Here is a 23648-nt window from a genome sequence, read left to right as displayed (position 1 = left end):
CTAATAGTACTTCTTCAGATCCATACCGGTATACATGCTGGCTACCTGATCGCCATAGCCATTAAACATTTGGGTTTTAATCTTGGGTGCAAACATTCCCTTAGGATCGCCAATACGACGCTCCATTGCCTGGCTCCAGCGTGGGTGATCCACTTGAGGATTGACGTTGGAGTAGAAGCCGTATTCTCTAGCATCAAACTGACTCCAGCTAGTCTTGGGCATCTCTTCAGTAAAACGAATCTTGACAATTGACTTGGCGCTTTTAAAGCCGTACTTCCAGGGCACCACAATGCGGACTGGAGCACCGTTTTGCTTTGGCAGAACCTCACCATATAAACCCAAGGTGAGAAGCGTGAGGGGATTCATAGCCTCATCCATACGCAAGCCTTCACGGTAAGGCCATTCAATAATGTTGCTTTTAACTCCCGGCATTTGCTTGCGATCAGCCAAAGAAACAAACTCCACATACTTTGCAGACCCTAGGGGCTCCACTTTATTGATCAACTTAGAGAGTGAATAACCATCCCAAGGAATGACCATAGACCAACCCTCGACACAGCGCATCCGATAAATACGCTCTTCGATTGGCGCCAACTTGAGCAGCGCATCAATATCGAGCGTCATTGGCTTTTTTACCAAGCCTTCAATTGATACTGTCCAAGGACGAGTTTGCAAACTTCCAGCATGGGCTGCAGGATCTTCTTTGTCCGTACCAAATTCATAAAAGTTGTTATAGCCAGTGACAAACTTATATGGCGTGAGACCTTCTTTCTCAGCAAACGCTGGGTTCAGTGTTGCCGCTAACTTATCTGGGGATGCTGCAAGTGCCTGCCTTGAAAACCAAGGAGCCAAGGCCACTCCAAATCCGCCTGCGGCTGCTGTCTTAATGAGATTTCTGCGGTTTTCAAAAACAGCCTGTGGAGTAATGTCACTCGCAAGAATAGTCTTATCGATAAAACGCATAACGCACCCCTTGGGAATGTAATGCTCCTATTTTGCTACCGATAGGTTTTTCTTGCTTAAGTCTGGCTGGTGCGCATTTTATTCATTAAGGCAAGGCTGTGTTTATCCATGCCGCCGACCATCTCAGCAAGAGCTGGATAGTCTCGAGTGAGCGTTTCACCACCATAGAAGCGGAGTAACCAATCCGGGTAACTGCGCTCTGAAATTTCACGAATTTCTAAAAGCTCAATCCGATGATGACGCTTGTCTTCCTGAATGCGCTTCCAGGCCTTCATCACGCTTGCGCGCTCACCTTCAATAATTTGACCAAACTGCTGGTTGTCATATAAGAGAATCCCAGAAATACCATTTGTCTGATTAAAAGCGCGAGCTGACTCTAGCAAACGCATTAAGCCAAGAAAAGACATATCCGAGACTGCTTCGCTCTGATAACTCAATTCAACCAGGTCTTTTGGTCTTGGCATCGCTCAACAATAGTAAATGGGGGATTTATAAATAAAAAAGGCAAACCCGAAGGTTTGCCTTTAAATATTAAAACTAATGAGAAAAAATAGATACTTAGCGCTTCTACCTATTAACCTCTTGCTGCCTTGAGGGCTGCATTGAAAGTTGGACTTGGGCGCATTACAGCCTTGCACTTCTCGGAATCCGCCACAAAGTAACCACCGATATCTACTGGCTTGCCTTGAACAGCCTTGAGCTCATCTGCAATCTTTTGCTCGTTCTCAATCAATGATTTAGCCAGAGGCGCAAAGAAAGCTTGCAATTCTTTGTCTTCAGTTTGAGCGGCCAAAGCCTCAGCCCAGTACATTGCCAAGTAGAACTGACTGCCACGGTTATCCAACTCACCAGTACGTGGTGAAGGTGACTTGTTGTTGTCCAACAATTTGCCAGTGGCTTCATCTAATGTACGTGCCAGAATTTTCACTTTGTTGTTACCTGTCTTATCGCCGATATCTTCAAGAGATACCGCTAGAGCCAAGAACTCACCAAGTGAATCCCAACGCAAATGATTTTCTTCTACCAACTGTTGAACGTGCTTTGGAGCAGAACCACCTGCACCAGTTTCGAACAAGCCGCCACCGGCCATCAAAGGAACGATAGACAACATCTTTGCGCTGGTACCCAATTCCATAATCGGGAACAAGTCCGTGAGGTAGTCACGCAAAATATTACCTGTCACAGAAATAGTGTCCTTGCCACGAATCACACGCTCTAAGGTGTAACGCATTGCACGAGTCTGGGACATGATCTGAATATCAACGCCTGTGAGATCGTAATCTTTAAGGTAAGTATTTACCTTCTTGATCAACTCAGCTTCATGTGGGCGGTACTCATCAAGCCAGAATACTGCTGGAGTATTAGAAAGACGTGCACGATTAACAGCCAACTTGACCCAGTCACGAATTGGGGCATCTTTAACCTGACACATACGCCAGATATCACCCTCTTCTACAGTTTGCTCGAGTAATACAGTGCCATCATCAGCAACGATACGAGCTATACCAGCCTCTGGAATTTCAAAGGTCTTGTCATGTGAACCGTACTCTTCGGCTTGTTGAGCCATCAAGCCCACGTTTGGAACAGTACCCATGGTAGTTGGATCAAAGTTACCGTGTGTCTTACAGAAATTAATCATTTCTTGATAGATGCGGGCAAAGGTACTTTCTGGGATAACCGCTTTGGTGTCATGCAAACGACCATCCGCGCCCCACATCTTGCCGCCAACACGAATCATGGCAGGCATAGAAGCATCCACGATCACATCGCTTGGGGAATGCAAGTTGGTAATGCCTTTAGCAGAATCAACCATCGCCAATGCTGGGCGATGTTCGTGGCAAGCGTGTAAGTCTTGAATAATTTCTTCGCGCTTAGATTCTGGCAAAGTTTTAATCTTTTCGTACAAGCTGCTCATGCCGTTATTGGCATTCACGCCCAACTCTTCAAACAACTTAGCGTGTTTAGTAAAGGCGTCTTTGTAGAAAATCTTCACAGCGTGACCGAATACGATCGGGTGTGAAACCTTCATCATCGTGGCCTTAACGTGCAAGGACAACATCATGCCGGTCTTGTAAGCGTCTTCGATTTCTTTCTCGTAGAACTCACATAGCGCTTTTTTGCTCATGTACATGCTGTCGATGATTTCGCCAGCTAATAATGAGACCTTTGGCTTGAGGACGATTGTCTTACCGCTCTTGGTCACCAAGTCCATCTTCACATCGCAAGCTTTAGTCATGGTCATTGACTTCTCGCTAGAGTAGAAGTCGCCGCCATGCATATGAGAGACGTGCGTACGGGAAGCTTGGCTCCACTCACCCATAGAATGTGGGTTTTTACGTGCGTAGCGTTTTACTGCGGGTGGCGCACGGCGGTCTGAGTTACCTTCGCGCAATACTGGGTTAACTGAGCTACCTAAACATTTGGAATAGCGAGTACGGATAGATTTTTCTTCATCCGTTTTTGGATCTTCAGGAAAATTAGGGATCTTGTAGCCTTTTGCTTGCAACTCTTTAATAGCTGCGAGCAACTGAGGAACTGAAGCACTAATGTTTGGCAACTTAATGATGTTCGTGTCAGGCAATAAAGTCATTTTGCCGAGCGCGGCCAAGTTATCAGGAACTTGTTGCTCAGGAGTCAGGCAATCAGAAAACTCAGCCAAGATACGAGCAGCAACAGAAATGTCGCTCGTCACAATCTCTACGCCAGCAGGTGCCGTAAAAGTACGAATAATTGGCAGAAATGCGCAAGTCGCCAAAAGTGGCGCCTCGTCTGTCAGCGTATAAATAATCTTTGATTTCTCTGAAGCCATGAATGTTTCCTCAATTTTGAAAAAATTACAGAGTCAGGTTTTTACCCTGTCGCCCTCAAATCCCCATTTTGCAAGTCGCTTTTAGCGCACTTATTGCCAATGAAGCGAGTCCTCCATTTTAAATCATTGGACTTGGCAAAAATGGTGGTTTTGACCCTGAAAATGCTCGATAAAGGCCAATTTAAGGGAATCCACCGAGCCAACTGTTAAGGCAAATTCACCGTAAACTGCAAGCCATGACCAGCAAACATCCCTTACTCAACAGAAACCTGGTACTGCTGATCATTTGTCAGGGGCTATTTCTAACCAATAACGTCACTTTTATTGCCATTAATGGGCTAGTAGGTCTTGGTCTCGCCCCAGTAAGCTGGATGGCTACTCTGCCGGTTATGGGTTATGTAGTTGGGGGCGCCTTTTCCACCTCCATCGTAGCCAAATCTCAGAACTACTTTGGGCGTAAGATTTCCTTTCAGCTGGGCCTGCTGGTGGCAATGCTGTCCGCACTTTTATGCGCCTATGCTGCTGTGAGTAAAAACTTTTGGCTTTTGGTCATGGGTACCTTTATTGCCGGCTACTACAGCGCCAATGGTCAACTTTATCGCTTTGCTGCAGCAGAACTGACAGACCTAAAGCAGCGTGACAAAGCCGTTTCTTGGGTGCTTGCCGGTGGCATCCTTGGCGCTGTTATCGGACCTAACCTTGCCTCATGGACACGAGACCTCTTCGATACTGCTTTTCTGGGCGCCTACCTGACCCTCTCCATCGCAGGCTTCATTGGCATCTTTGTGATGCAGTTCATTCACTTCCCCCAAGAGTCAAAGACTCAACACTCACTCTCTGATGGGCGTCCCTTAAGTGCGATTCTCCGTCAGCCTGTATTTGTGGTTGCCATCATTGGTGCAGCTTTAGGTTATGGGGTGATGAATCTATTGATGGCGGCCACGCCCTTAGCAATGCAAATCTGCGGCCTGCCATTCTCGGACACCGCTTTAGTTTTGGAGTGGCATGTGATCGGCATGTTTGCTCCTGGATTTTTTACGGGATCCCTCATTCAAAGATTTGGGACATTAAAAATTATGGGCGTCGGCGTGCTACTGAACTTCATCTGTATCGCCATTGCGCTTACCGGCACTAACCTGCATCAATTCTTTATTGCTTTATTTTTACTAGGTATTGGCTGGAACTTTTTATTTACTGGCGCCACTTCTTTGGCAATGACTGCCTATCAACCTAACGAACGAGACAAAGCTCAAGCAGCCATTAACTTCTTTGTCTTTGGCACCATGGCTTTTACCTCTTTTGGTTCAGGCGCCCTCGTCACCTCTCATGGGTGGAGCATTCTGAATTGGGGATCACTGATTCCCGTAGCGATTACTGGTCTTGCGCTTTACTGGCTTGCTCAGCAGCGCAAAAATTCACAGGCTCCAGCTTAAGAAGCTTTTGCCAACGGCAAGTTAAATAGCAAGTTTTGAGGTTTTAACTTGAGCTGCTGCTGATCATTCATGGCAATGGCCATATAGACCGGCTTGCCTGCTTGAGCCTTAGCTACAGCAGCCTCGTCAATAAAGTCCAACCGGAATAAGCAAATGACTTTTTGCAGCTCATCCGCCTCAACCAACTCTTTGTTATAGAGCTTATTCAGAATTTCAGTTGCAGCCGCATCCAAGCCTACATGCCATGACCATTTGGGATCGCTAATTTGCTGCATAGGCGTTATGCGAACGCTGGCACCCAAAAAATGCTTGACCCATTTTTCTAAAACACGGCAAAAACGATTAATAGGCTCGTGCCCAAAATTGAGTTGCACTGCCAAATCAAAATCTTCATTACGCGACCAATACTCATCCGCATTGTCTTCATGGAGCACATCTAGATCTGCGGACCTCATGATCATCGACTTGCCCTTTAGCAAATCCATGATGTTGCCCGTATCACCAGCCTGGGCATTGCGAGCGACCACTTCTTCATCAGCGCCCATCACGATGCCATCTTCAATGACAGTAATTTTCTGATTTCTGAAAAAGATCTCTCCCATGCGCACCTCTAATGGATGCGCTTCATCACCAAGAATATGTCTGATAAAAATTTGGGCTAGTAGAGATATGAACAAAGGAGGTACATCCACCCCCTCGCCTTTGAAGAGGCTCATATAAAAGGCCTCTAAAGAGCTAGCTGACAGTAGGCGCGCCCGATATCGCAACCAGACACGATAGTTTTCCTGAATGTCCTCATCGGCCATTGCGGCAATATCTGCTTCAACCACTTCAACGCGAGGGTTATCTGTCAGGCGCTGATGTAAGGCCCGCTCAGCGGGGCAAGATTCTGGCACTAGCGCTAGCTCAGGCCTTGCCATATATGTGCGCAAAAAGTCGTCTGTGACCAGCAACTGGCGATCGGGACTGATTGCCAGAGTCTTATATGCGGAATTTGCCCAATAATTTGTCATACGTTTTAACTAAAGTTAGCGTGCCATCAGAATTTATAAAGCTCAGAATATACTAGCCAGTCAATTTGCGTGAAATAGGAAAACATCATGAGTGAACTCAAAAAAATCGATACCGTTGTTGGCGAAGGAAAAGAAGCTGCAGCAGGTAATCATGTGGACGTACATTACACCGGCTGGCTATATGACGAGAAAGCTGCTGACCACAAGGGTCAAAAGTTTGATAGCTCATTAGATCGCGGCCAACTATTTAGCTTTCCATTGGGTGCCGGCCATGTGATTAAGGGTTGGGATGAGGGTGTAGCGGGTATGAAAATTGGTGGCAAACGCACTTTGATCATTCCTTCTGAAATGGGCTACGGACCGCGCGGCGCTGGCGGCGTTATTCCCCCAAATGCGACTCTCGTATTTGATGTGGAATTACACGGCGTTAACTAAGAGATCTTAGTGAGCAGTAAAGCAAAAGCCACCCTCGGGTGGCTTTTTATATCTTGTAATTCTGAAATCTTAAGAGCGGATATCTTTGCCATTCAAGGTTAAGCGATTTGTTGAGCGGTTTTGGCACAAGCTGATGAGGCGATTTCTTTCTGCCATAACCTTGTCAGCGTAACCACCGTCATCCTCAGCGTTGGCAGCGCCTACGTAGTACTTCAAGCCATTGCGTAATGAACCCGCTGTAGCAATCAGATACTTCAGGATATAAGCGCCAACACGAATGTTGACCTCTGGCTTAACAGCCTCTGAGGTACCACCAAAAATTGCATACTTATCTTTATGTACTGAAGTCATCACCTGCATCAACCCTTCAGCACCAGCATGACTCTTGGTATTTGGATTGAAGTTGGATTCCACAGAAATTACCGCCAACAAAAGAACTGGATCAATGTTGACTTCTTTTGCAATCAAGATAGTGTTAGAAACATACTCTTCAATCTTGGAGCGATCGAGGCTGTATTTCTTTTCAAAGAAATCCGCCACCGCTCGTTGGTTCTGTAGGGAACCCATGAGGTTGCTATCCAAAGCCTGGGGATCAATCTTGGAAGTTGGAATGCGATCAGACAAATGAGAAATCGACTTCACCTGCATTTGCGCTACAGAAGGCATCAATAAAGCAACCGTTTGCTGCTTAGCACTTGCTAGGCCGGTAGTGGCTGATAACTTGGATTTGTTATAGATCACTGCTGCGATTTCGGTATCTGCAGCCGGTGCAGCAGCCACATCATTGGCTTCTTTATATTGGCTGAGCATGCCAAAGCCATTGCTCCAAACTATGTGACGGGCTTCATCCGGGACCAGAATGCGTGCTAGGTCGAAAGCACCAGCATTAGTGCCGTTACCTGAAAGCCAAAGACCAACCACCATAAATACAGTAACAACGAGTAAGCCATTGATGACTCGATAGACCGGAGCCATGGCATGCGCTAGCAGCTCTTTAGCAACCAACATGGATGGCTGCGAGCTCTGCGTATCGCTCAAATTGTTAGATAAACATTTACTCATTCATTGTTTGCAAGACCTCAAAAAACCGAACTGCGGTTTTATGCTGCATTGCAATATCTAAAAAACATGGGTCATCCTAAGAAGATTCTTATATCAAGTCAAGAATAAAGAAGTAATAAACCATAACTTATTAATCTAGAAATCCGAGAGTTCCTGTGTATACACCCCAAAAACCATATATAAGTTAATAAAATCAATGACTTATAAAAGTTAGGAGACGCTAATTTCACTCTATAAAAAAATACATAAAACCGGACTTTTTTGCGATTTTCCTAAAAAATGGAAGCTCAAAAACCATATATCTAGTGTTTTCAAGCCCCTCTTTTTCTACGGGTAGTAGGCGACAAAGGCCTATTGCAATGAGCTATCAACCAAGACAGATACAGCGATAAGCACCTCTTAAGACAAAGAATATCGGCAGCCATGTCCAGATTTCCCATTAGCTATGGAGCTAGCTCTAGATAAAAAATTGGTATCGCCTTAAGGAGTAGTCCTACACTTAGAACCCATGAAGTTTTTGCGCAGCCTGCTAGCCCTTGCAGCCCTCTCCATCTCACTAAATACTATTGCAGCCTTTGATGACTGCAAGGATCTTTTTCCTCGCCAACAAATACCAGTCAGCACCCAAGTTGGACGTGACCTCTGCTTTGACAGCTTCGCGATTTATTACTCCCCCCAGGATAAGAAACCTATCTACACGGTTGAGAAACTCAACAAGGAACAATTTTCTGCCCCGCACCCGCGCAGAAGTAATCAGTTTTACGAAGAGGCCAGATTACCCTTCTCTGAACGAGCCTTACTCTCAGATTACCGTGGTAGCGGCTATGACCGCGGTCACAACGCACCTGCCGGCGATATGAGCAACGAGCGTTCTATGGCTCAATCATTCTCATTGGCAAACATGATGCCCCAGGCGAGACAAAACAATCAGGGCATCTGGGCAAAAAATGTAGAAGAGCCTACACGAGCCTACGTTAAAAGAGCTACTGGTGATGTTTATGTATTTACTGGCTCCACCGGCAATAGCGGCAGCATTGGTAGAAGTCGCGTGACAATTCCGAGTCATCTCTTCAAACTGGTTTATGACCCCAGCAAAAATACTGCATGGACTTATTGGATTGAGAACACCAATGAAGCCAATATGACTCCTCCAATTAGTTATAAAGAGTTAGTACAAAAAACGGGGATTGATTTTCAATTATCTGGGATTGATGATACGGTTAAGCCAGGTGCCATAACCCCAGAACCATTGAAAACACAGGGTCAGAGGCCATTCATAGGTGGCTGGTATCCAGTATTTTTTGATGCGTATTCCTCAAGCAAGCTCAATGGAGTCATTGACAACATCAAGGCGGGTAAGGTGGAGAGTATTCAAGTTCAATACGATCGCAATGAGAGTCTGGCGAAACAAATCGTCTTGCAAATTGAATCTCAAACCCATCTCAAGACAACCTTAATGCAAAGCAGTCCACCAGAGTCTGCAACGGTGACCTACGAACGCAATCGCGTCACCCTCATTATTCACTCAAAGTAATTTAGATTTAGCTGCAAGGCCATGGGCCCGCTGGATTGGCGCTAATAATCCTCGCAAACCATTGTGATCTAAGGTATGCATCAACTCTAGCAATTGACCCAACTCGCTCTTAGGGAAACCTTCGCGCGCAAACCAAGCCAAATAACTCCCCGGCAAGTCTGCCAAAGCACGCCCTGCGTACTTACCAAAAGGCATCTTCATCAAAACCAGTTTTTCCAGGGACTCAGCGTTCATCTAGAGAAATCTTACAAGCAAACAAGAATGAGCTTATATATTCCACCATCTTTGAGGAAATGGTCATTTATTTAGTTGAGAATCATTCTCATTTAATGTTATATTGAGAACCGTTCTCATTTAGACTTTTAACCATCAACCTCAAATGACCATGAAATTGACCATTAATAGACTTCTCGCTTTCAGCATCTTTCTCCTTGCCACTCTTCATTTTTCTTTTGCCCATGCTGGTGAGGGCGCATTCGGCTGGATTTACACCTTAGATTTGCAGCCCAAAGGAAAGCTCGAGTTTGAGCAGAGACTGCAACTGAATAAGCAACAGGCATCGGGCACCTACGATGCATGGACCGCAAGAACAGAATTGGAGTACGGCTTAACTAATGATCTCCAAGTAGCAGGCTACATCAACTCCTACTACACCAGCGCCAATCAAAATTACACGAATCCAGAGGCCTGTGGCGACTCCCCAACCTGTACGGGTGGTTATGGCGTACCTTCTTCACATGACCCTGCTACATCCTATAAAAAAAGTGGCATCGAGGGTGGATCTCTTGAAGCAATTTATCGCATCACCAACCCAGTAACTGCACCCGTTGGTGTGGGCTTATACCTTGAGCCTACTTGGGGCAGAAATAAAGACGAATTAGAGGCAAGGCTTTTGCTGCAATCAAACTTTATTGATGATCGCTTAATTCTGGCGGGCAACGTTGTGGTTGCAAATGAACGTCTGAAGTTTATTGAAAACGGCAATGTTCCTGAATCGATGCTGGACTTCTTAGTTGGCGCCAGCTATCGCTTCGCCCCCAAATGGTCGGCCGGAGTAGAAGCACGTTTTCATAATGACTATTCCGAGTTGAATTTACGCAATCAAGTGCAAAGAGCAACGTTCGTCGGCCCCAATCTGCACTATGCAGCAAAAGATTGGTGGGTAACGGGTGCATGGCGCTATCAACTTGCAGGTGGCACCTGTATGGGTGGTGGTGAAGCGGAATGTTCAAACGCACGCGTTTGGGATAGTCACTCCGTAAATGAATTCATCGTCAAAGTTGGCTTCCCCCTCAATTAAAAGAAAGAGTTTATGGAAATTCAGAATCTACTAGTAGCAGCGCTCACCCACTTAGTCAGATTTCAAGCGACACAATGCCAAACTGCCAAGCAACGAGCACTCATGATGTTTGAAAAGCTATCTACTCTTCAAGGCGTCAACCCAGAAATCCAAGCACTTTGCAATGATGCAAACGAATTGCTTACCGCATAAAAGAAATCATGATTTGGAAACCCAACCCATTGGCCCTTATTGGCCTAGCAATGATGAGTGCGCCCATGATTGCCCATGCAAAAATTTATATTTCTGTAGAGCAGGCGCAGAAGATTCTCCTTCCCAATAAAGCGCTCTCAAAAACGCCCATCATCATTACCGATGATCTGCAAGACAAGATGCGAGCGGCATCCAGCATTCGTCACCCTTTTCAAGGAGATCGCATCTGGAGAGCATCTGACGGGAGTTGGCTAGTCATTGATGAAGTGGTTGGCAAGCACGAGATGATTACCTATGCAGTTGCCATCAATCCTAATGGCAGCATCTCCGGCATCGAAATACTGGAGTATGTAGAGTCTTATGGCTATGAAGTGGCTGAGGCGCAATGGCGTAAGCAATTTATTGGCAAGACTGTGAATGATCCTATTAAGCTCAATCAAGACATTCAAAATATTGGGGGAGCCACCCTCTCTTGCAAGCATCTCACTGATGGCGTGAAGCGAGTTACTGTTTTGTATGAGTTAGCTCTGAAGAACACCTCTTCGCCAGGCGCCCAAACCCAAACTATCAAAACAAAATGATTCGTTGCAAACCCTTACTTGGGACTTTTGTGGAAATCTCCATTCGGGAGAATCAAGATGGATTGGAGGCAGTTGAAAATGCCTTCAATGCAATTCAGAAAGTCCACGACCTCATGGGATTTCATAATCCTGAGAGTGAGCTCAGCCTCATCAATCAGCTTGCCCATAAAGAAGCTGTTGAAGTTCATCCTTGGACAGCGCAAGTAATCAAGATTGCCAAAGAGGTGTATTTGGCTTCGGATGGCCTATTCAATTGCGGCATTGGCCATCGCCTCGTTGCTGCAGGCTTATTACCAAGACACATTACTTTCACAAACCATGAGCTTGGCGGTATTGAAGATATTCAGTTTTTGGCGCCCGATCTCATCAAATCAGATCGACCAGTCTGCTTGGACCTTGGTGGAATCGCCAAAGGGTTTGCAGTGGATATGGCAGTAAGGGTTTTAATCTCCGAGGGAATAACATCGGGCTCCGTCAATGCTGGTGGTGACTTACGGGTCTTTGGAAAAACTGCCCTACCAATTCAGATCCGCGATCCAGAGCTTCCTGAAAAGTTGATTGAGATTGGTTCCTTGAAAGATGGCGCCATTGCAACAAGCAGTCTTTACTTCGCAAAAAGAGATCAACAGTTAAGCCACATCATTAATCCCCTAGCCCAGCATCTTTCTGAAGTACACGCTGAGGTTTTGGGCTCATTTTCAATTCTTGCTAAGGAGTGTGTCTATGCAGACGCTCTCACCAAAGTTCTAGCCTTATCCAATAATGAGTATCACCCCTGTTTCACGCGCTTTTCAGCGCAAGCCCTGAGAATTTCCGCATGAGCCGCCTTGGAAAAATGCCGAACTGGCAAAGAAAGTTCGTGATTATCGGCATGATGACTTGCTCTATTACGGGCCTCATGTATCTACTAGGACATCAATTTCAGATACAGCGATCCACTCTTGGCACTCATAGCATCCTAGCGGCCCATGGTATTGCCGCTATGCTGGCAACCCTGGCCCTTGGTTCGGTACTGCCATTTCATCTCAAGGCAGGCTATAAGTCCAATAGGAAGCGCTGGAGTGGCTTTAGTCAATTAAGCTTTTTGGCTGTGCTTCTTGTTACTAGTGCACTGCTGTATTACGGCCCCGAGGAGATTCGTGACGTTACGGTCGATACCCACTGGATGACCGGCTTACTTTTCTTTGCTATTTTTTTGTTACATGCATTTCAAAAACTGCGTAGCACCAACCCGCACAGCTAAAGAACTTACTTCTTGCAATAATGCTTGTAAAGCAGACTCATGACTGCTACAGCCACTTCACTAGCTAGAGAATAGTAAATTTGCTTACCCTCTCTGCGCGTCTTTACTAACTTTTCTTTACGAAGGACGGTTAATTGCTGCGATAGCGTAGGCTGATGTAGATCCAAAGCGGCTTCTAACTCGCTGACACACTTTTCACCTTGGCCAATCTCACATAAGAGCATCATACGGTCGCTATTAGATAAGACTTTCATTAACTTACAAGCATCAGCAGCTGACGCCTGCATTTTCTTTAGCTCGGATTTTGTAATAGTCATATTAAAGAGCGTTTAAAGGAATTTTTAAATAGGATTTGCCATTGGCTTCTGGCTCAGGCAGATGACCTGCACGAATATTGACCTGAATGGATGGCAGTATCAGAGTAGGCATATCTAGAGTCGCATCACGCTTAGTGCGCATTTGCACAAATTGTTCCTCGGTTATTCCATTGTGAACGTGGATATTTGATTTCTTCTCATCACCCACCGTTGTGCAATAGGCTTCAGGCCGATCTGTAGGTGGATAGTCATGGCACATATATAACTTTGTCTCATCGGGGTAAGCCAATACTTTCTGAATAGACCGATATAAAGTCTGAGCGCTACCACCCGGAAAGTCGCAACGCGCCGTGCCAACATCTGGCATAAAGAGTGTGTCCCCAACAAATAGCGCATCCCCAATTTCATAAGCCATACAAGCAGGCGTATGGCCGGGCACATAAAGAGCCTTTAAGGAGAGAGCGCCGAATTGCAAAGACTCACCATCCTTTAATAAGTAATCAAACTGGGATCCATCAATAGCAAATTGCTCGTTGAGATTAAAGACATACTTAAATGCATTTTGTACATTAGTAATGTGATCGCCAATAACGATCTTGCCGCCTAATTTATCCTGAATATAAGGTGCTGCAGTTAAGTGATCAGCATGCGCATGGGTTTCAAGTATCCAAGTTAACTGCAATTGCTCGCCTTGAATAAAGCTAATGACTTCATCAGCAGACTGAGTAGATGTTCTGCCCGACTTCGGGTCGTAGTTCAATACGGAATCTATGACTACGCAAGGGCTTTTCTTACCCGCATACACCACATACGTAAAAGTCCAGGTTTCTGGATCAAAGAAAGCCTTTACGTCAGCACTTGGTTTTGGGTTCATATCAGAGCTTCCTAAAAATACCTTCATTACCGCTCAAAAGGAGTAATTGATATATATATTTATATATTATCTTAATATAAAATTAATTGCAATGGACTACTCAATCTTCATCAGCCCCGCCCTAGGCCTTATCGTAGGCTTATTAATGGGCCTTACCGGCGCAGGAGGCGGCATTCTGTCTGTGCCTCTACTCGTTTTTGTCTTACATCTTCCAGTAGCGGAGGCAGCGCCAGTCTCTCTTTCCGCTATTGCACTCTCTGCAGGTGTAGGCGCACTACTTGGACTGAAGAATAAAATTTTGCGGTACAAAGCAGCTGGCTTCATGGCGTTATTTGGACTTCTCCTATCGCCACTAGGTCTTTGGGCAGCACAAAGAGTTCCTAACGCTCCGCTACTAATTCTTTTTAGTGCCACGCTGTTTTTTGTCTCAACCCGTTTACTACTTCAAGCTAGAAGAGAAATCCTTCATCTCCCCATGAAAAAGCGCAAGCCACCTCCATGCCTACTGAATCCAGAAGTAGGTAAATTAAGCTGGAATATTCCCTGCGCAAGATCTCTAATGTTCGCCGGAGGTTGGGCTGGATTCTTATCGGGACTATTGGGTGTTGGTGGTGGATTTGTTATTGTTCCGGCATTAAAACGCTATACAGACCTACCCGTGCAATCAATTGTTGCCACCTCGCTAGGCGTCCTCGCTATCATCTCTAGCGGTGGCGTAGTCTTTTCAGCCGTCTCAGGCAATTTGGATTTATCACTTGCAGCGCCCTTTTCTTTAGGGGCTTTATGCGGTCTTCTGATTGGTCGAGCGCTAGGTAAAAAATTAAGCGGGCCAAGGCTGCAACAAATCTTTGCCATACTCACTTTTGGCGTTGCCATCAGTCTTACCATCAAGGGCATTAATGCCTTATGAGAAAGCCTATCCAATCCCTCCTCTATATACTAGCAATCAGTCTCCTGGGAGTTCTGCTGATGTCCATAAGTAAACCAAGCTCTTTGCTATCCAGTTCTATAAGTTCGATTTCTGGCACGGTGAGCAATCTTAATAATGAATTGCTCGAATACGTAAACCCTGAAAAGCCCACCCACGACCATTCCTCGGTCTACTACAAGCGCTTTTTTATCTCTAAATTTAATTTGGGAGATAAGGCAATCGAAGCCAAGTTTTCAGCACCGATGCAGATTGCAGATGGCGATCAAATTACAGTAGCTGGATATCAAAAGGGTGAGTCCCTTCAGGTTCTCGCCTATAACAACCAAACTCAACAAGTCAGCAGCAATGAGAATTGGATCATCCTCGGACTAGGAGCGCTCTTCTTTTTTGCCGTAGCGATTGGCTTACTCAATAGTGAATTAGTAGCTGAAGGCGCATTGGTACCCAAGCTCTTTTTGTTTGGATTTACTGTAGTAGCTATATACATGGGGTATCGCGCCCTGCTGATACGAGAAGCGGTAAAGCTTTTAGCTAGCTAAAAAGAAAAAGCCCTTATTACTAAGGGCTTTTTTATTACCGGTAGTTTGGATAACTACTTAGTGGCCACCAGCACCACCCAAGTAAGCTGCTTTCACAGCAGGATCATCCTTGAGCTTAGCAGCAGGTCCGTGAGTAGCGATCTTGCCGTTCTCAAGCACATAACCGTAGTCAGCCACATTCAATGCTGCAGCAGCAAACTGCTCAACCAACAACATGGTCACACCCTGTGACTTCAGGTTAGAGATGATCTTAAATACTTCCTCAACCAAAATTGGTGCCAGACCCATCGATGGCTCATCCAAAAGAATAATCTCTGGATTGAGCATCACTGCACGGGCCATTGCCAACATTTGTTGCTCGCCACCAGATAGCGTTCCCGCCAATTGATTGCGACGCTCTTTCAAGCGAGGGAACATTTCGAGAGACTTTTCCAAGTCATTCTTGATGTCGCCTTTTGGACGGCTGCCTGTAAAGCGTGGAAATGCGCCCAACAATAAATTGTCGGTAACTGACATGGTCGTAAATACACGACGACCTTCAGGGCTGTGTGCCAAACCTAAGCGAGCGATTTTATGAGAGTCGTAACCATCAATTTTTTCACCGCCTAGAGTGACCTCACCAGCTGTTGGTTTAATCATGCCAGTGATGGCACGCATAGTTGTTGTTTTGCCGGCGCCGTTTGAGCCAATCAAAGTAATGACTTGTCCTTTAGGAACATCAATATTGATGCCGTGGAGGACTTTGACTTTGCCGTAGCCTGCTTCAAGATTCTTAATAGATAACATGGTATTTACCGATTCAATATGTTCTAGTGATTAAGTACCCAAGTAGGCATGAATCACCTTCTCGTCTGCCTGAACTTCAGCTGGTTTACCTTCTGCAATCTTCTGACCAAAGTCCAATACAGAAACGGTATCGCAAACTGACATCACCACATCCATGTGATGCTCAATCAGGATGAAGGTAATACCGCTATCGCGGATCTTACGAATAATGCGCAAGAGTTCTTTAATGTCAGGAGCTGTCAAGCCTGCTGCTGGCTCATCCAACAAGAGCAACTCAGGATCCAATGCCAAGGCACGAGCAATCTCGAGCAAGCGCTGCTTACCGTATGGCAAGTTACGCGCTTCTTCATTAGCCAAGTCATCCAAACCAACGAACTTGAGGAGTGCCATTGCACGAGCATGAGCTTCAGCCTCTTCACGCTTATAGCGTGGCAGATTCAAAGCGATTTCCACCATGTTTGACTTAAAGGTGTGATGCAAACCAACCAAAATATTTTGGATAGCAGTCATTTCACCGAAAAGCTGAACGTTTTGGAAGGTACGTGCAATACCAGATAAGGCGATATCGGAAGATGTCTTACCAACAACGCTTTCGCCAGCGTACAACACATTACCAGCTGTAGGCACATAAATACCAGTCAAGACGTTCATCATCGTGCTCTTACCGGAACCGTTAGGACCGATCAAGCCATGAATGGTGCCGCGTTTGATGCTCAAATCAACATTATTCAATGCCTTGAGGCCGCCGAACTGCATCAATACAGAGTCAACCTTCAGGAGCTCAGCACCAGCATTTGCGCTCGATACATTGCTAATGAAGCTGATAGAGTCATCCACCGCTTCAGCATCACCACCACGGGTAGTTTTAGCTTTGCCAACGATTGACTGATAGAAGCTCTTCACAAAGCCAACGATACCGTTTTGCAAGTAGTACACCACCAACAAAATCATGAAGCCGAAAATACTCAAGCGCCAGTCGGAAATCGTATTGAGCCAGAATGAGAATGCTGCTAAGCCCACTACGCCAGCGATAGGTACAGCCACGCGACGCGGAGTAGTTGTTTTCTTTGACAAAGCTATGCCAGCACCAACCAGAACTACGACTGCAATGATCGAAGCAACAATACGGAATAGGTTGATATCGTCCAAAAGCTTAGGCAACAACACAATGATGGCTGCACCAATCAAAGCGCCTAGACGAGACTTACGTCCACCCATAATGATGCCGAGCAAGAACAAAACAGCAAGTTCGTTGTTGTAAGTATTTGGTGAAATATATTGCTCAGAGTAGGCGTACAAGCAACCAGCCAAACCTGCAAAAGCAGCGCTGATCACAAATGCGATCACCTTAAAGCGATATACGGAAACACCCATACAGTCACAGGCAATCGGACTATCACGCAAAGCCTCAAAGGCGCGACCAATTTGTGACTTTACAAAACGGTCTACAACGATCATGGAAAGGATCAAAATGATGCCAACCATCCAGAAGTACTCTGCTTTGGTCATTGGCACGCCCATTAAATCAGGCTTTGGAATCTTGATACCTAATGGACCTTCAGTCAACCAAGTCATCTCATTAATGAGAATCTGCGCAATGGTTCCGAAAGCCAAGGTCACCATCGCCAAATACGGCCCAATTACCTTCAGGGCTGGCAATGCCAAGATACCGCCGAAGATAGAGGTTACAACGATAGACGCAGGTAGCGTTCCCCAAATTGTCCAGCCAAAGTGGAAGTACAAAACACCAGCGGTGTATGAACCGATACCAAACAGAGCTGCGTGGCCCAAGGAAACCTGACCAACATAACCCACCACAATGTCTAAACCATATAACAAGATGGTGTAGATGAGAATGGTTTCAACTAAGTGAATGTAATAAGGGTTATGGACAAACAACGGCAAACAAAAGAGTGCCGCAATCGCAATTAATAGCGGTATTAGAGACTTCTTCATCATTAAACTTTCTTAATTGCAGATTTGCCGAATAGACCAGATGGTTTGTATGCCAATACAAGCAATAACAAAATCAAACCTGGAACATCTTTATAACCAGTAGATACATAGAAGCCGGTAGCTGTTTCGACAATACCCAAAATCAGACCACCCACAATGATGCCCATGCCGCTAGACAAGCCGCCAATAATCGCCACTGCGAATGCCTTTAAGCCCAGCGCGCCACCCATAGTTGCGCCAGTCAGCGTCAATGGTGCAATCAACACACCAGCAAACGCTGCAGTTAAAGAAGAGAGCGCGTAAGAGAAGGTAATCACTACGCTGGTATTAATACCCATCAAGCCAGCAGCATCGCGGTCGTTTGCTGTTGCCACAACCGCCTTACCGTAAATTGTTTTACGGTTAAAAAATTCTACTAACAACATCATGACCAACGCACCAACCACCACCAAAATTTCCATTGGCAGAATACTTGCGCCCAAGAAGCTCATTGGCTCCATTGGCAAAGGCGATGGGAATGGCAATGCATCGCGACCCCAAATGTTTTCAGCAACGTTCTTAAAAATAATACCCAGAGCGATGGTGGACATAATCCAACCAAACTCGGATTTAATTTTGATCGCAGGACGTACGCCGATTAACTCAACGAAGCTACCCTGAATCATGCCGAATAAACAAACGACTGGAATCATTACCCAGTAGTTCATGCCAAAAGTGTCAACGCAGGTTAAACCTACGAGAGCACCCAACATCAGCGCTTCACCTTGACCGAAGTTCAAAGTGCCTGATGTGGCAAAAGTGAGCTGGAAACCGAAAGCGATTACCGCATAGATCATCCCCACAGCGATACCGCTTGAGAGGATTTGTGCAAGCATGTCCATTATTGTTGGCCTAAAAGATACTTAAAACTGTTTTATTAACGAATCCGACATTGTAAGCAAAACGCCGCTTTTTGGGCGGCGCTCTGTTTTATCAATTGCTGCAGTGCAAAATAAAGATATTTTTGCCCGCTTTGCTAAGTTGAATTACTTCTTCTTAGGAGTTGCGTCCTCAGCATTCAAGAACTCAACGCGACCGTTTTCAACTACACCCATCACTACGTCTTTCATCTTGATAGCGTCGTGATCAGTTGCAGAGAATGGCTTGTTGTAAGTAATAACAACACCATCAACTGGAGTCTTCAGATCTTGCAATGCTGCAACAATCTTTGGTCCTTCTGTGCTGTTTGCTTGCTTGATAGCAGCTGCCAAGAGGTAAACAGAGTCATATCCTTGTGCTGCAGAAACTGGAGATGCAATGTTGTTGTTCTTTGGCTTGAACTCGGCCAAGTAAGCTGCTTGGAAAGCTTTACGCTTGGCTGTTGTAGATGGAGTCTGAATGTAAGTTTGTGGCATTGTTGCGCCGTTACCATTCTTACCAGCAGTATCAATAAAGCTGGCCATAGACAATGTCCATGAACCAATCATTGGCTTCTTCCAACCCAACTTCGCCATACCGTTAGCAATTTGCGCCAACTCAGGTCCGATCGCATAAGTCAAAATAACTTCAGCACCAGCATTTTTTGCTTTGAGTAATTGTGAAGTCATATCAACGTCACCAATGTTGAATTTCTCAACTGCTACTGGTGTTACGCCATAGCCCTTCAATGCCTTCTCTAAGTCTTCACGACCCAACTGGCCGTAGTTTGTAGAGTCAGCCAAAATCGCCACTTTCTTCAAGCCACGCTTTTCAACCGCTTCTTTAGCGATCAATGGAGCTTGAATATTGTCAGGGGCAGCATTACGGAAAACATAGTTTTCTGGTGCGTTAGGGAATTGTTTAGTCAAGATAGAACCAGTAGCAACGTTGTTCATTACTGGAATCTTCGCATCTTGATAGAAACGCTGGGAAGCCAATGCAACGCCAGTGTTGATGTAACCCAAAGTAGCAACTACTTTTTCGTTATTGATCAACTCTTGTGCAATTTGCACGCCACGCTCATTTTTTGCTTCGTCATCGCGCTCAACCAAAACGATTTTGTTACCGTTGATACCACCAGCAGCATTAATCTCTTTTGCAGCAAGGCGCACACCATCACGCATACTCACACCCATAGAAGCGGAGCCGCCGGTGAAAGGGCCTGAAACACCCAGTTTGATGTCGGCAGCGTAAGCACCGGTTGAAAGCATTGCAGTAGCAGCTACTGCAAAAATGTGACGACGAATGTTCATAAAGTCTCCATGACTAAAAATTGCTAATGAATAAATACTTTTTTATAGGTAAAACACAAACGAACAGTTATCTTACTGTTAATACAAAGGCAAAAAAAGAGGTATCTATTAGGGTTTTACATTAGCCTCTAACGGAGGAAACTCTTAAGAAAAATGCCGCTTGAGTTTGAGTTCAATGCTTGGCCAAAATAAATTCACTATCAAGCCAGCGATCACTAACCCCGCCGCCTCGATCTTCCATGGGGGTAATGGTTCAGCCAGGAAATAAGCAGCTGCCCCTATACCAAAGATAGGCACCAACAAGGGGGCAGGCGCCACAACCGCTGCAGGGTGCTTGGAGAGCAGCCAGGCCCAAGCGCCATAACCAAAGAGGGTGTTAGCCCAGGATTGCCATAAAACACCGGCCCAAGCCCCTGCTGGCGCCGAGGCTAATGAATTGCTCATATGACTCCAGCCACCCTCAAATAGATAGGACATAACAAATAACGGTGGAATAGCAAATCCACTTGCCCAAACTACATAGGACAGCATATTGATCGAGCCCGCCCTGCGGCTAACTGTATTAGCCACCCCCCAGGAGAGGCCGGCGAACACGACCAAGGCAAGTCCGACGAGAGTAGTGCTGGCATCAGTGTGCAGTGCAATAACTACCAAACCTATGATTGCCACCAACAGCGCTATTGTTTGATAAGTTCGCAAACGCTCTTTGGCAAAGAACATGGCAAAGCCGATGGTAAAAAATACCTGTGTCTGAATAACCAATGAAGCTAGGCCAGGGGAGATGCGGCCATCGATCGCAAAGTACAGAACTCCGAACTGCCCCACTCCCACTGCAACTCCATAAATACAGAGATTGATCCATGAAACTTTGGGCATAGGAAAGAAAAGTGCCAAAGGCAGAAAAGCAAACGTGTAGCGAAGTGCAGCAAACAAGAACGGTGGAAAAGAATGGAGGGATAACTTAATCACTACAAAGTTAGTCCCCCACACCGCCACAATGGCCAGCGCCAGCAATAAATGACTCGCTGGCAATGAGTAGCTTTTTTGCGGAATGTTATTCACGCGTGAGCAGTTCTGCTACGCGTTCTGCAATCAACATGGTTGGTGCAGCGGTGTTGCCTGAAGTAATCGTCGGCATCGCAGAAGCATCGACTACACGCAAATGATGTATACCTCTCACTCGTAGTTGGGAGTCAAGCACAGCCATCGGATCATCTGCGCGCCCCATCTTGCACGTGCCCACCGGATGAAAGATCGTAGTGCCAATATCGCCTGCCGCCTTTACCAGCTCCTCATCGGTTTGGTACTGCGCACCAGGCTTGTATTCTTCTGGAGCATAAGGGCCAAGTGCAGCTTGCTCAACAATCTTGCGTGTTAAGCGCAAAGATTCTGCTGCCACTTTGCGGTCTTCATCTGTCGACAAGTAATTGGGGCTAATAACTGGTGGCGCTTCTGGATCAATTGAATTGATGTGCACACTACCGCGTGAAGTGGGGCGTAAGTTACAAACGCTCGCAGTAAATGCATTAAACGAATGCAAGTCTTCACCAAACTTTTCCAAAGACAAAGGTTGAACGTGATATTCCACGTTCGCACTCTTTTGGTCAGGCGAACTGTATGCAAATGCACCGAGCTGTGAGGGCGCCATCGACATTGGTCCAGAGCGTTTCAATACATACTCCAAGCCAATCATCATTTTGCCCCAGAGCGTGTTGGCTTTAGTGTTCAAGGTTTTAATACCGCTCACTTTGTAAACCATGCGAAGCTGCAAATGGTCTTGTAGATTCTCACCTACGCCCGGTAGATCGGCAATCACTGGGATTCCCAATTGATTGAGGTGCGCCGCCGATCCAATGCCAGAGCGCTCCAGAATTTGTACGCTTCCAATTGCACCACCACTCAGCAACACTTCACCGCCCTGCTCAATGGCACACAAGGCCTCACATGTTTGACCATTCTTAATGTATTCAACGCCGTAACAATTTTTAGTTGCAGGATCGATCTTCAGTTTATTCACTACCGCTTCAGTAATGATGGTGAGGTTGCTACGCTTAGCAGCGTCTCTTAAAAATGCTTTTGAAGTATTTAAACGCCAACCAGCACGTTGACTCACATCGAAGTAACCCACACCAAAGTTATCGCCACGGTTGAAGTCATCAGATGCTGGAATGCCAGCCTGTACGGCAGCGTCTTTAAAACGATCCATGATGGGCCAACGCAGACGCTGCTTGGATACGGTCCACTCGCCACCTTTGCCGTGCCATTGATTAGCAGCGCCGTGATAATCCTCGAATGACATGTAACGCTTGAGTGCATTTTCCCAAGACCAAGAATCATCACCCGTTGCTTGTACCCAAGATTCGTAATCGCCCGCTTGTCCGCGCATGTAGATCATGCCGTTAATAGATGAGCAGCCTCCTAGCACACGACCACGGGGATATAACAAAGATCTACCGTTTAAACCTTTTTCTGCTGCAGTCTTAAAACGCCAATCCGCTCTTGGGTTATCAATGCAATATAAGTAACCAACCGGAATATGAATCCAGATGTAGTTGTCGTTCTTGCCTGCTTCAATCAGTAAAACTTTCTTATTGGGGTTTTCAGTTAAGCGCTTGGCTAACATGCAGCCCGCACTTCCTGCCCCAATAATGATGTAGTCGTAGGTACTTACTTGAGTCATGATCTTATTTTGAATGAATTGTCTCAGCTCCATTATTTACCAATACAAAAATTTAGGTACTACTTGGCATTTTTGTTGATTTGTTATAAAATCAAATTTGATCTAATATTAGATCATGAGAACCACCTTTAAAAAAGCATTTGCTCAATTTGTAAAGAAGTCCTCCAAGCCTTTGCAGTTAGCAATTGAAATCAGAGTTGCCGAAGTTTGTAGCAACCCTAGGATAGGACAGCAAAAACTAGGGGACCTTCAAGGGGTATTTGTTTATAAGTTTCGGTTTAATGCACAGGAATATTTGATGGCTTATCAATATGATCACTTTGCGGAAGTAATAGAAATAACTTGGATTGAATTTTGTCAAATCGGGCCCCATGAAAATTTTTATACACAATTAAAAAAATCCATTCGATTCAAATGAAAACTACAAGTTGCTTCAATACGGAAAGTAAGGTCTATATATGACTCAATACATGACTGCTGAGGATTTATTTGCTCAGGTCCAAAAAATGCCCTCGAAAGAACGAGTTAAATTTTTCTCATTAATTGCGATAAATGCTTTTCAAGAGCCAGAATATACGCATGAGCAAGTTTTTGGACATCTTAGAAATGCGACCTTTTCAGCAGAAGAGGCTGCAGAATTTTTAGAGGTCTCACTGCCAACTTTACGCAGATATGTGCAAGCTGGCAGATTAAAACCCACTTCAATCATTGGAAGAAGCCAGTTATTTTCTAGCACCGATCTGAAACTACTAAAGCAGAAAATCAACAAAGAATAGTTAAAGCTCAATAC

26 protein-coding genes are annotated in these 23648 nt (G+C 45.4%); 12 read left to right on the top strand and 14 right to left on the bottom strand.

All coding sequences use genetic code 11. The features are described 5' to 3' along the window. From msrP to QMF28_RS02170, 3 genes are all read right to left on the bottom strand, one after another. On the bottom strand, nucleotides 1–963 hold the full coding sequence (gene msrP, locus QMF28_RS02180) for a protein-methionine-sulfoxide reductase catalytic subunit MsrP (RefSeq protein WP_281743012.1): 963 nt from the start codon (nucleotides 961–963) through the stop codon (nucleotides 1–3). A gap of 56 nt (nucleotides 964–1019) precedes the next feature. Next, entirely contained in the window at nucleotides 1020–1427 is a 408-nt protein-coding gene (locus tag QMF28_RS02175; protein WP_281743010.1) for a BLUF domain-containing protein, read from the bottom strand. 110 nt (nucleotides 1428–1537) lie between these two features. After that, nucleotides 1538–3772: an NADP-dependent isocitrate dehydrogenase gene (locus tag QMF28_RS02170; protein WP_281743008.1), complete on the bottom strand. Its 2235-nt coding sequence runs from the start codon at nucleotides 3770–3772 to the stop codon at nucleotides 1538–1540. Between the two features lie 236 nt (nucleotides 3773–4008). Between QMF28_RS02170 and QMF28_RS02165 the strand changes: the two genes are divergently transcribed. Beyond that, nucleotides 4009–5205, top strand: a complete 1197-nt coding sequence (locus tag QMF28_RS02165) for an MFS transporter (RefSeq protein WP_281743006.1) — start codon at nucleotides 4009–4011, stop codon at nucleotides 5203–5205. Here the strand turns inward: QMF28_RS02165 and QMF28_RS02160 are convergent. Further along, the gene (locus QMF28_RS02160) at nucleotides 5202–6218 is read right to left on the bottom strand and encodes a DUF6352 family protein (RefSeq protein WP_281743004.1); all 1017 of its coding nucleotides are present in this window, start codon (nucleotides 6216–6218) and stop codon (nucleotides 5202–5204) included. The genes QMF28_RS02165 and QMF28_RS02160 overlap by 4 nt on opposite strands. A gap of 87 nt (nucleotides 6219–6305) precedes the next feature. Between QMF28_RS02160 and QMF28_RS02155 the strand changes: the two genes are divergently transcribed. Next, nucleotides 6306–6653, top strand: a complete 348-nt coding sequence (locus QMF28_RS02155) for an FKBP-type peptidyl-prolyl cis-trans isomerase (protein WP_072583173.1) — start codon at nucleotides 6306–6308, stop codon at nucleotides 6651–6653. Between the two features lie 69 nt (nucleotides 6654–6722). Here the strand turns inward: QMF28_RS02155 and QMF28_RS02150 are convergent, their stop codons facing one another. Next, nucleotides 6723–7691, bottom strand: coding sequence for a transglycosylase SLT domain-containing protein (locus QMF28_RS02150; protein ID WP_281743002.1), 969 nt, complete (start codon nucleotides 7689–7691; stop codon nucleotides 6723–6725). A 532-nt stretch (nucleotides 7692–8223) separates the two neighbouring features. Here QMF28_RS02150 and QMF28_RS02145 point away from each other — a divergent pair. Continuing rightward, the gene (locus QMF28_RS02145) at nucleotides 8224–9249 is read left to right on the top strand and encodes a DNA/RNA non-specific endonuclease (protein ID WP_281743000.1); all 1026 of its coding nucleotides are present in this window, start codon (nucleotides 8224–8226) and stop codon (nucleotides 9247–9249) included. On the opposite strand, the gene QMF28_RS02140 is transcribed toward QMF28_RS02145, so the two are convergent. Beyond that, nucleotides 9241–9483: a DUF3820 family protein gene (locus tag QMF28_RS02140; protein WP_281742999.1), complete on the bottom strand. Its 243-nt coding sequence runs from the start codon at nucleotides 9481–9483 to the stop codon at nucleotides 9241–9243. The two genes, QMF28_RS02145 and QMF28_RS02140, sit on opposite strands and share 9 nt — an antisense overlap. 151 nt (nucleotides 9484–9634) lie before the next feature. Here QMF28_RS02140 and QMF28_RS02135 point away from each other — a divergent pair, with 151 nt between their 5' ends. Genes QMF28_RS02135 through QMF28_RS02115 form a run of 5 tightly spaced genes read left to right on the top strand, consistent with a single transcriptional unit; the run spans nucleotide 9635 to nucleotide 12565 of the window. Continuing rightward, nucleotides 9635–10549: a DUF6662 family protein gene (locus QMF28_RS02135; RefSeq protein ID WP_281742998.1), complete on the top strand. Its 915-nt coding sequence runs from the start codon at nucleotides 9635–9637 to the stop codon at nucleotides 10547–10549. Between the two features lie 12 nt (nucleotides 10550–10561). Then, entirely contained in the window at nucleotides 10562–10741 is a 180-nt protein-coding gene (locus QMF28_RS02130; protein WP_281742997.1) for a hypothetical protein, read from the top strand. Nucleotides 10742–10749: 8 nt separating this feature from the next. Then, on the top strand, nucleotides 10750–11322 hold the full coding sequence (locus tag QMF28_RS02125; RefSeq protein ID WP_281742996.1) for an FMN-binding protein: 573 nt from the start codon (nucleotides 10750–10752) through the stop codon (nucleotides 11320–11322). After that, the gene (locus QMF28_RS02120; RefSeq protein WP_281742995.1) at nucleotides 11319–12143 is read left to right on the top strand and encodes an FAD:protein FMN transferase; all 825 of its coding nucleotides are present in this window, start codon (nucleotides 11319–11321) and stop codon (nucleotides 12141–12143) included. The genes QMF28_RS02125 and QMF28_RS02120 overlap by 4 nt, the downstream gene beginning before the upstream one ends. Then, nucleotides 12140–12565, top strand: a complete 426-nt coding sequence (locus QMF28_RS02115) for a hypothetical protein (RefSeq protein ID WP_281742994.1) — start codon at nucleotides 12140–12142, stop codon at nucleotides 12563–12565. The genes QMF28_RS02120 and QMF28_RS02115 overlap by 4 nt, the downstream gene beginning before the upstream one ends. 5 nt (nucleotides 12566–12570) lie before the next feature. Here QMF28_RS02115 and QMF28_RS02110 read toward each other — a convergent pair whose 3' ends face one another. Together QMF28_RS02110 and QMF28_RS02105 are read right to left on the bottom strand one after the other, a co-directional pair. Further along, nucleotides 12571–12882 (bottom strand): ArsR/SmtB family transcription factor, encoded by a 312-nt coding sequence (locus QMF28_RS02110; RefSeq protein WP_068321975.1) that lies wholly within the window; start codon nucleotides 12880–12882, stop codon nucleotides 12571–12573. A 1-nt stretch (nucleotide 12883) separates the two neighbouring features. Further along, nucleotides 12884–13756, bottom strand: coding sequence for an MBL fold metallo-hydrolase (locus tag QMF28_RS02105; protein WP_281742992.1), 873 nt, complete (start codon nucleotides 13754–13756; stop codon nucleotides 12884–12886). A gap of 91 nt (nucleotides 13757–13847) precedes the next feature. Here QMF28_RS02105 and QMF28_RS02100 point away from each other — a divergent pair, with 91 nt between their 5' ends. Both QMF28_RS02100 and QMF28_RS02095 read left to right on the top strand, forming a co-directional pair. Continuing rightward, on the top strand, nucleotides 13848–14666 hold the full coding sequence (locus tag QMF28_RS02100) for a sulfite exporter TauE/SafE family protein (protein ID WP_281742991.1): 819 nt from the start codon (nucleotides 13848–13850) through the stop codon (nucleotides 14664–14666). A gap of 59 nt (nucleotides 14667–14725) precedes the next feature. After that, nucleotides 14726–15226, top strand: coding sequence for a hypothetical protein (locus QMF28_RS02095; protein WP_281742990.1), 501 nt, complete (start codon nucleotides 14726–14728; stop codon nucleotides 15224–15226). 57 nt (nucleotides 15227–15283) lie between these two features. Here QMF28_RS02095 and QMF28_RS02090 read toward each other — a convergent pair whose 3' ends face one another. The 6 genes from QMF28_RS02090 to QMF28_RS02065 all read right to left on the bottom strand — a co-directional run bounded on the left by QMF28_RS02090 (nucleotide 15284) and on the right by QMF28_RS02065 (nucleotide 22858). Continuing rightward, entirely contained in the window at nucleotides 15284–16012 is a 729-nt protein-coding gene (locus QMF28_RS02090; protein WP_215348454.1) for an ABC transporter ATP-binding protein, read from the bottom strand. A 30-nt stretch (nucleotides 16013–16042) separates the two neighbouring features. Beyond that, on the bottom strand, nucleotides 16043–17971 hold the full coding sequence (locus QMF28_RS02085) for a branched-chain amino acid ABC transporter ATP-binding protein/permease (protein ID WP_281742988.1): 1929 nt from the start codon (nucleotides 17969–17971) through the stop codon (nucleotides 16043–16045). Continuing rightward, the gene (locus QMF28_RS02080; protein ID WP_215400875.1) at nucleotides 17971–18849 is read right to left on the bottom strand and encodes a branched-chain amino acid ABC transporter permease; all 879 of its coding nucleotides are present in this window, start codon (nucleotides 18847–18849) and stop codon (nucleotides 17971–17973) included. Before QMF28_RS02080 ends, QMF28_RS02085 begins: the two co-directional genes overlap by 1 nt. A 144-nt stretch (nucleotides 18850–18993) precedes the next feature. Next, nucleotides 18994–20178, bottom strand: a complete 1185-nt coding sequence (locus tag QMF28_RS02075; RefSeq protein WP_281742984.1) for an ABC transporter substrate-binding protein — start codon at nucleotides 20176–20178, stop codon at nucleotides 18994–18996. Nucleotides 20179–20322: 144 nt separating this feature from the next. Beyond that, nucleotides 20323–21210: an EamA family transporter gene (locus tag QMF28_RS02070; protein ID WP_281743591.1), complete on the bottom strand. Its 888-nt coding sequence runs from the start codon at nucleotides 21208–21210 to the stop codon at nucleotides 20323–20325. 22 nt (nucleotides 21211–21232) lie between these two features. Beyond that, on the bottom strand, nucleotides 21233–22858 hold the full coding sequence (locus QMF28_RS02065; RefSeq protein ID WP_281742982.1) for a GMC family oxidoreductase: 1626 nt from the start codon (nucleotides 22856–22858) through the stop codon (nucleotides 21233–21235). 115 nt (nucleotides 22859–22973) lie between these two features. On the opposite strand from QMF28_RS02065, the gene QMF28_RS02060 reads away from it, so the two are divergent. Both QMF28_RS02060 and QMF28_RS02055 read left to right on the top strand, forming a co-directional pair. Continuing rightward, nucleotides 22974–23276: a type II toxin-antitoxin system RelE/ParE family toxin gene (locus QMF28_RS02060; RefSeq protein WP_281742981.1), complete on the top strand. Its 303-nt coding sequence runs from the start codon at nucleotides 22974–22976 to the stop codon at nucleotides 23274–23276. A gap of 40 nt (nucleotides 23277–23316) precedes the next feature. Further along, entirely contained in the window at nucleotides 23317–23634 is a 318-nt protein-coding gene (locus tag QMF28_RS02055; RefSeq protein ID WP_281742979.1) for a helix-turn-helix domain-containing protein, read from the top strand. Nucleotides 23635–23648 lie beyond the last annotated feature (14 nt).

This window comes from Polynucleobacter yangtzensis, from assembly GCF_027924165.1.
In the GTDB taxonomy this organism is placed as follows: domain Bacteria; phylum Pseudomonadota; class Gammaproteobacteria; order Burkholderiales; family Burkholderiaceae; genus Polynucleobacter; species Polynucleobacter yangtzensis.
Note: the sequence above shows the minus strand (reverse complement) of the source record. Positions and strands in the feature narration are given on the sequence as shown.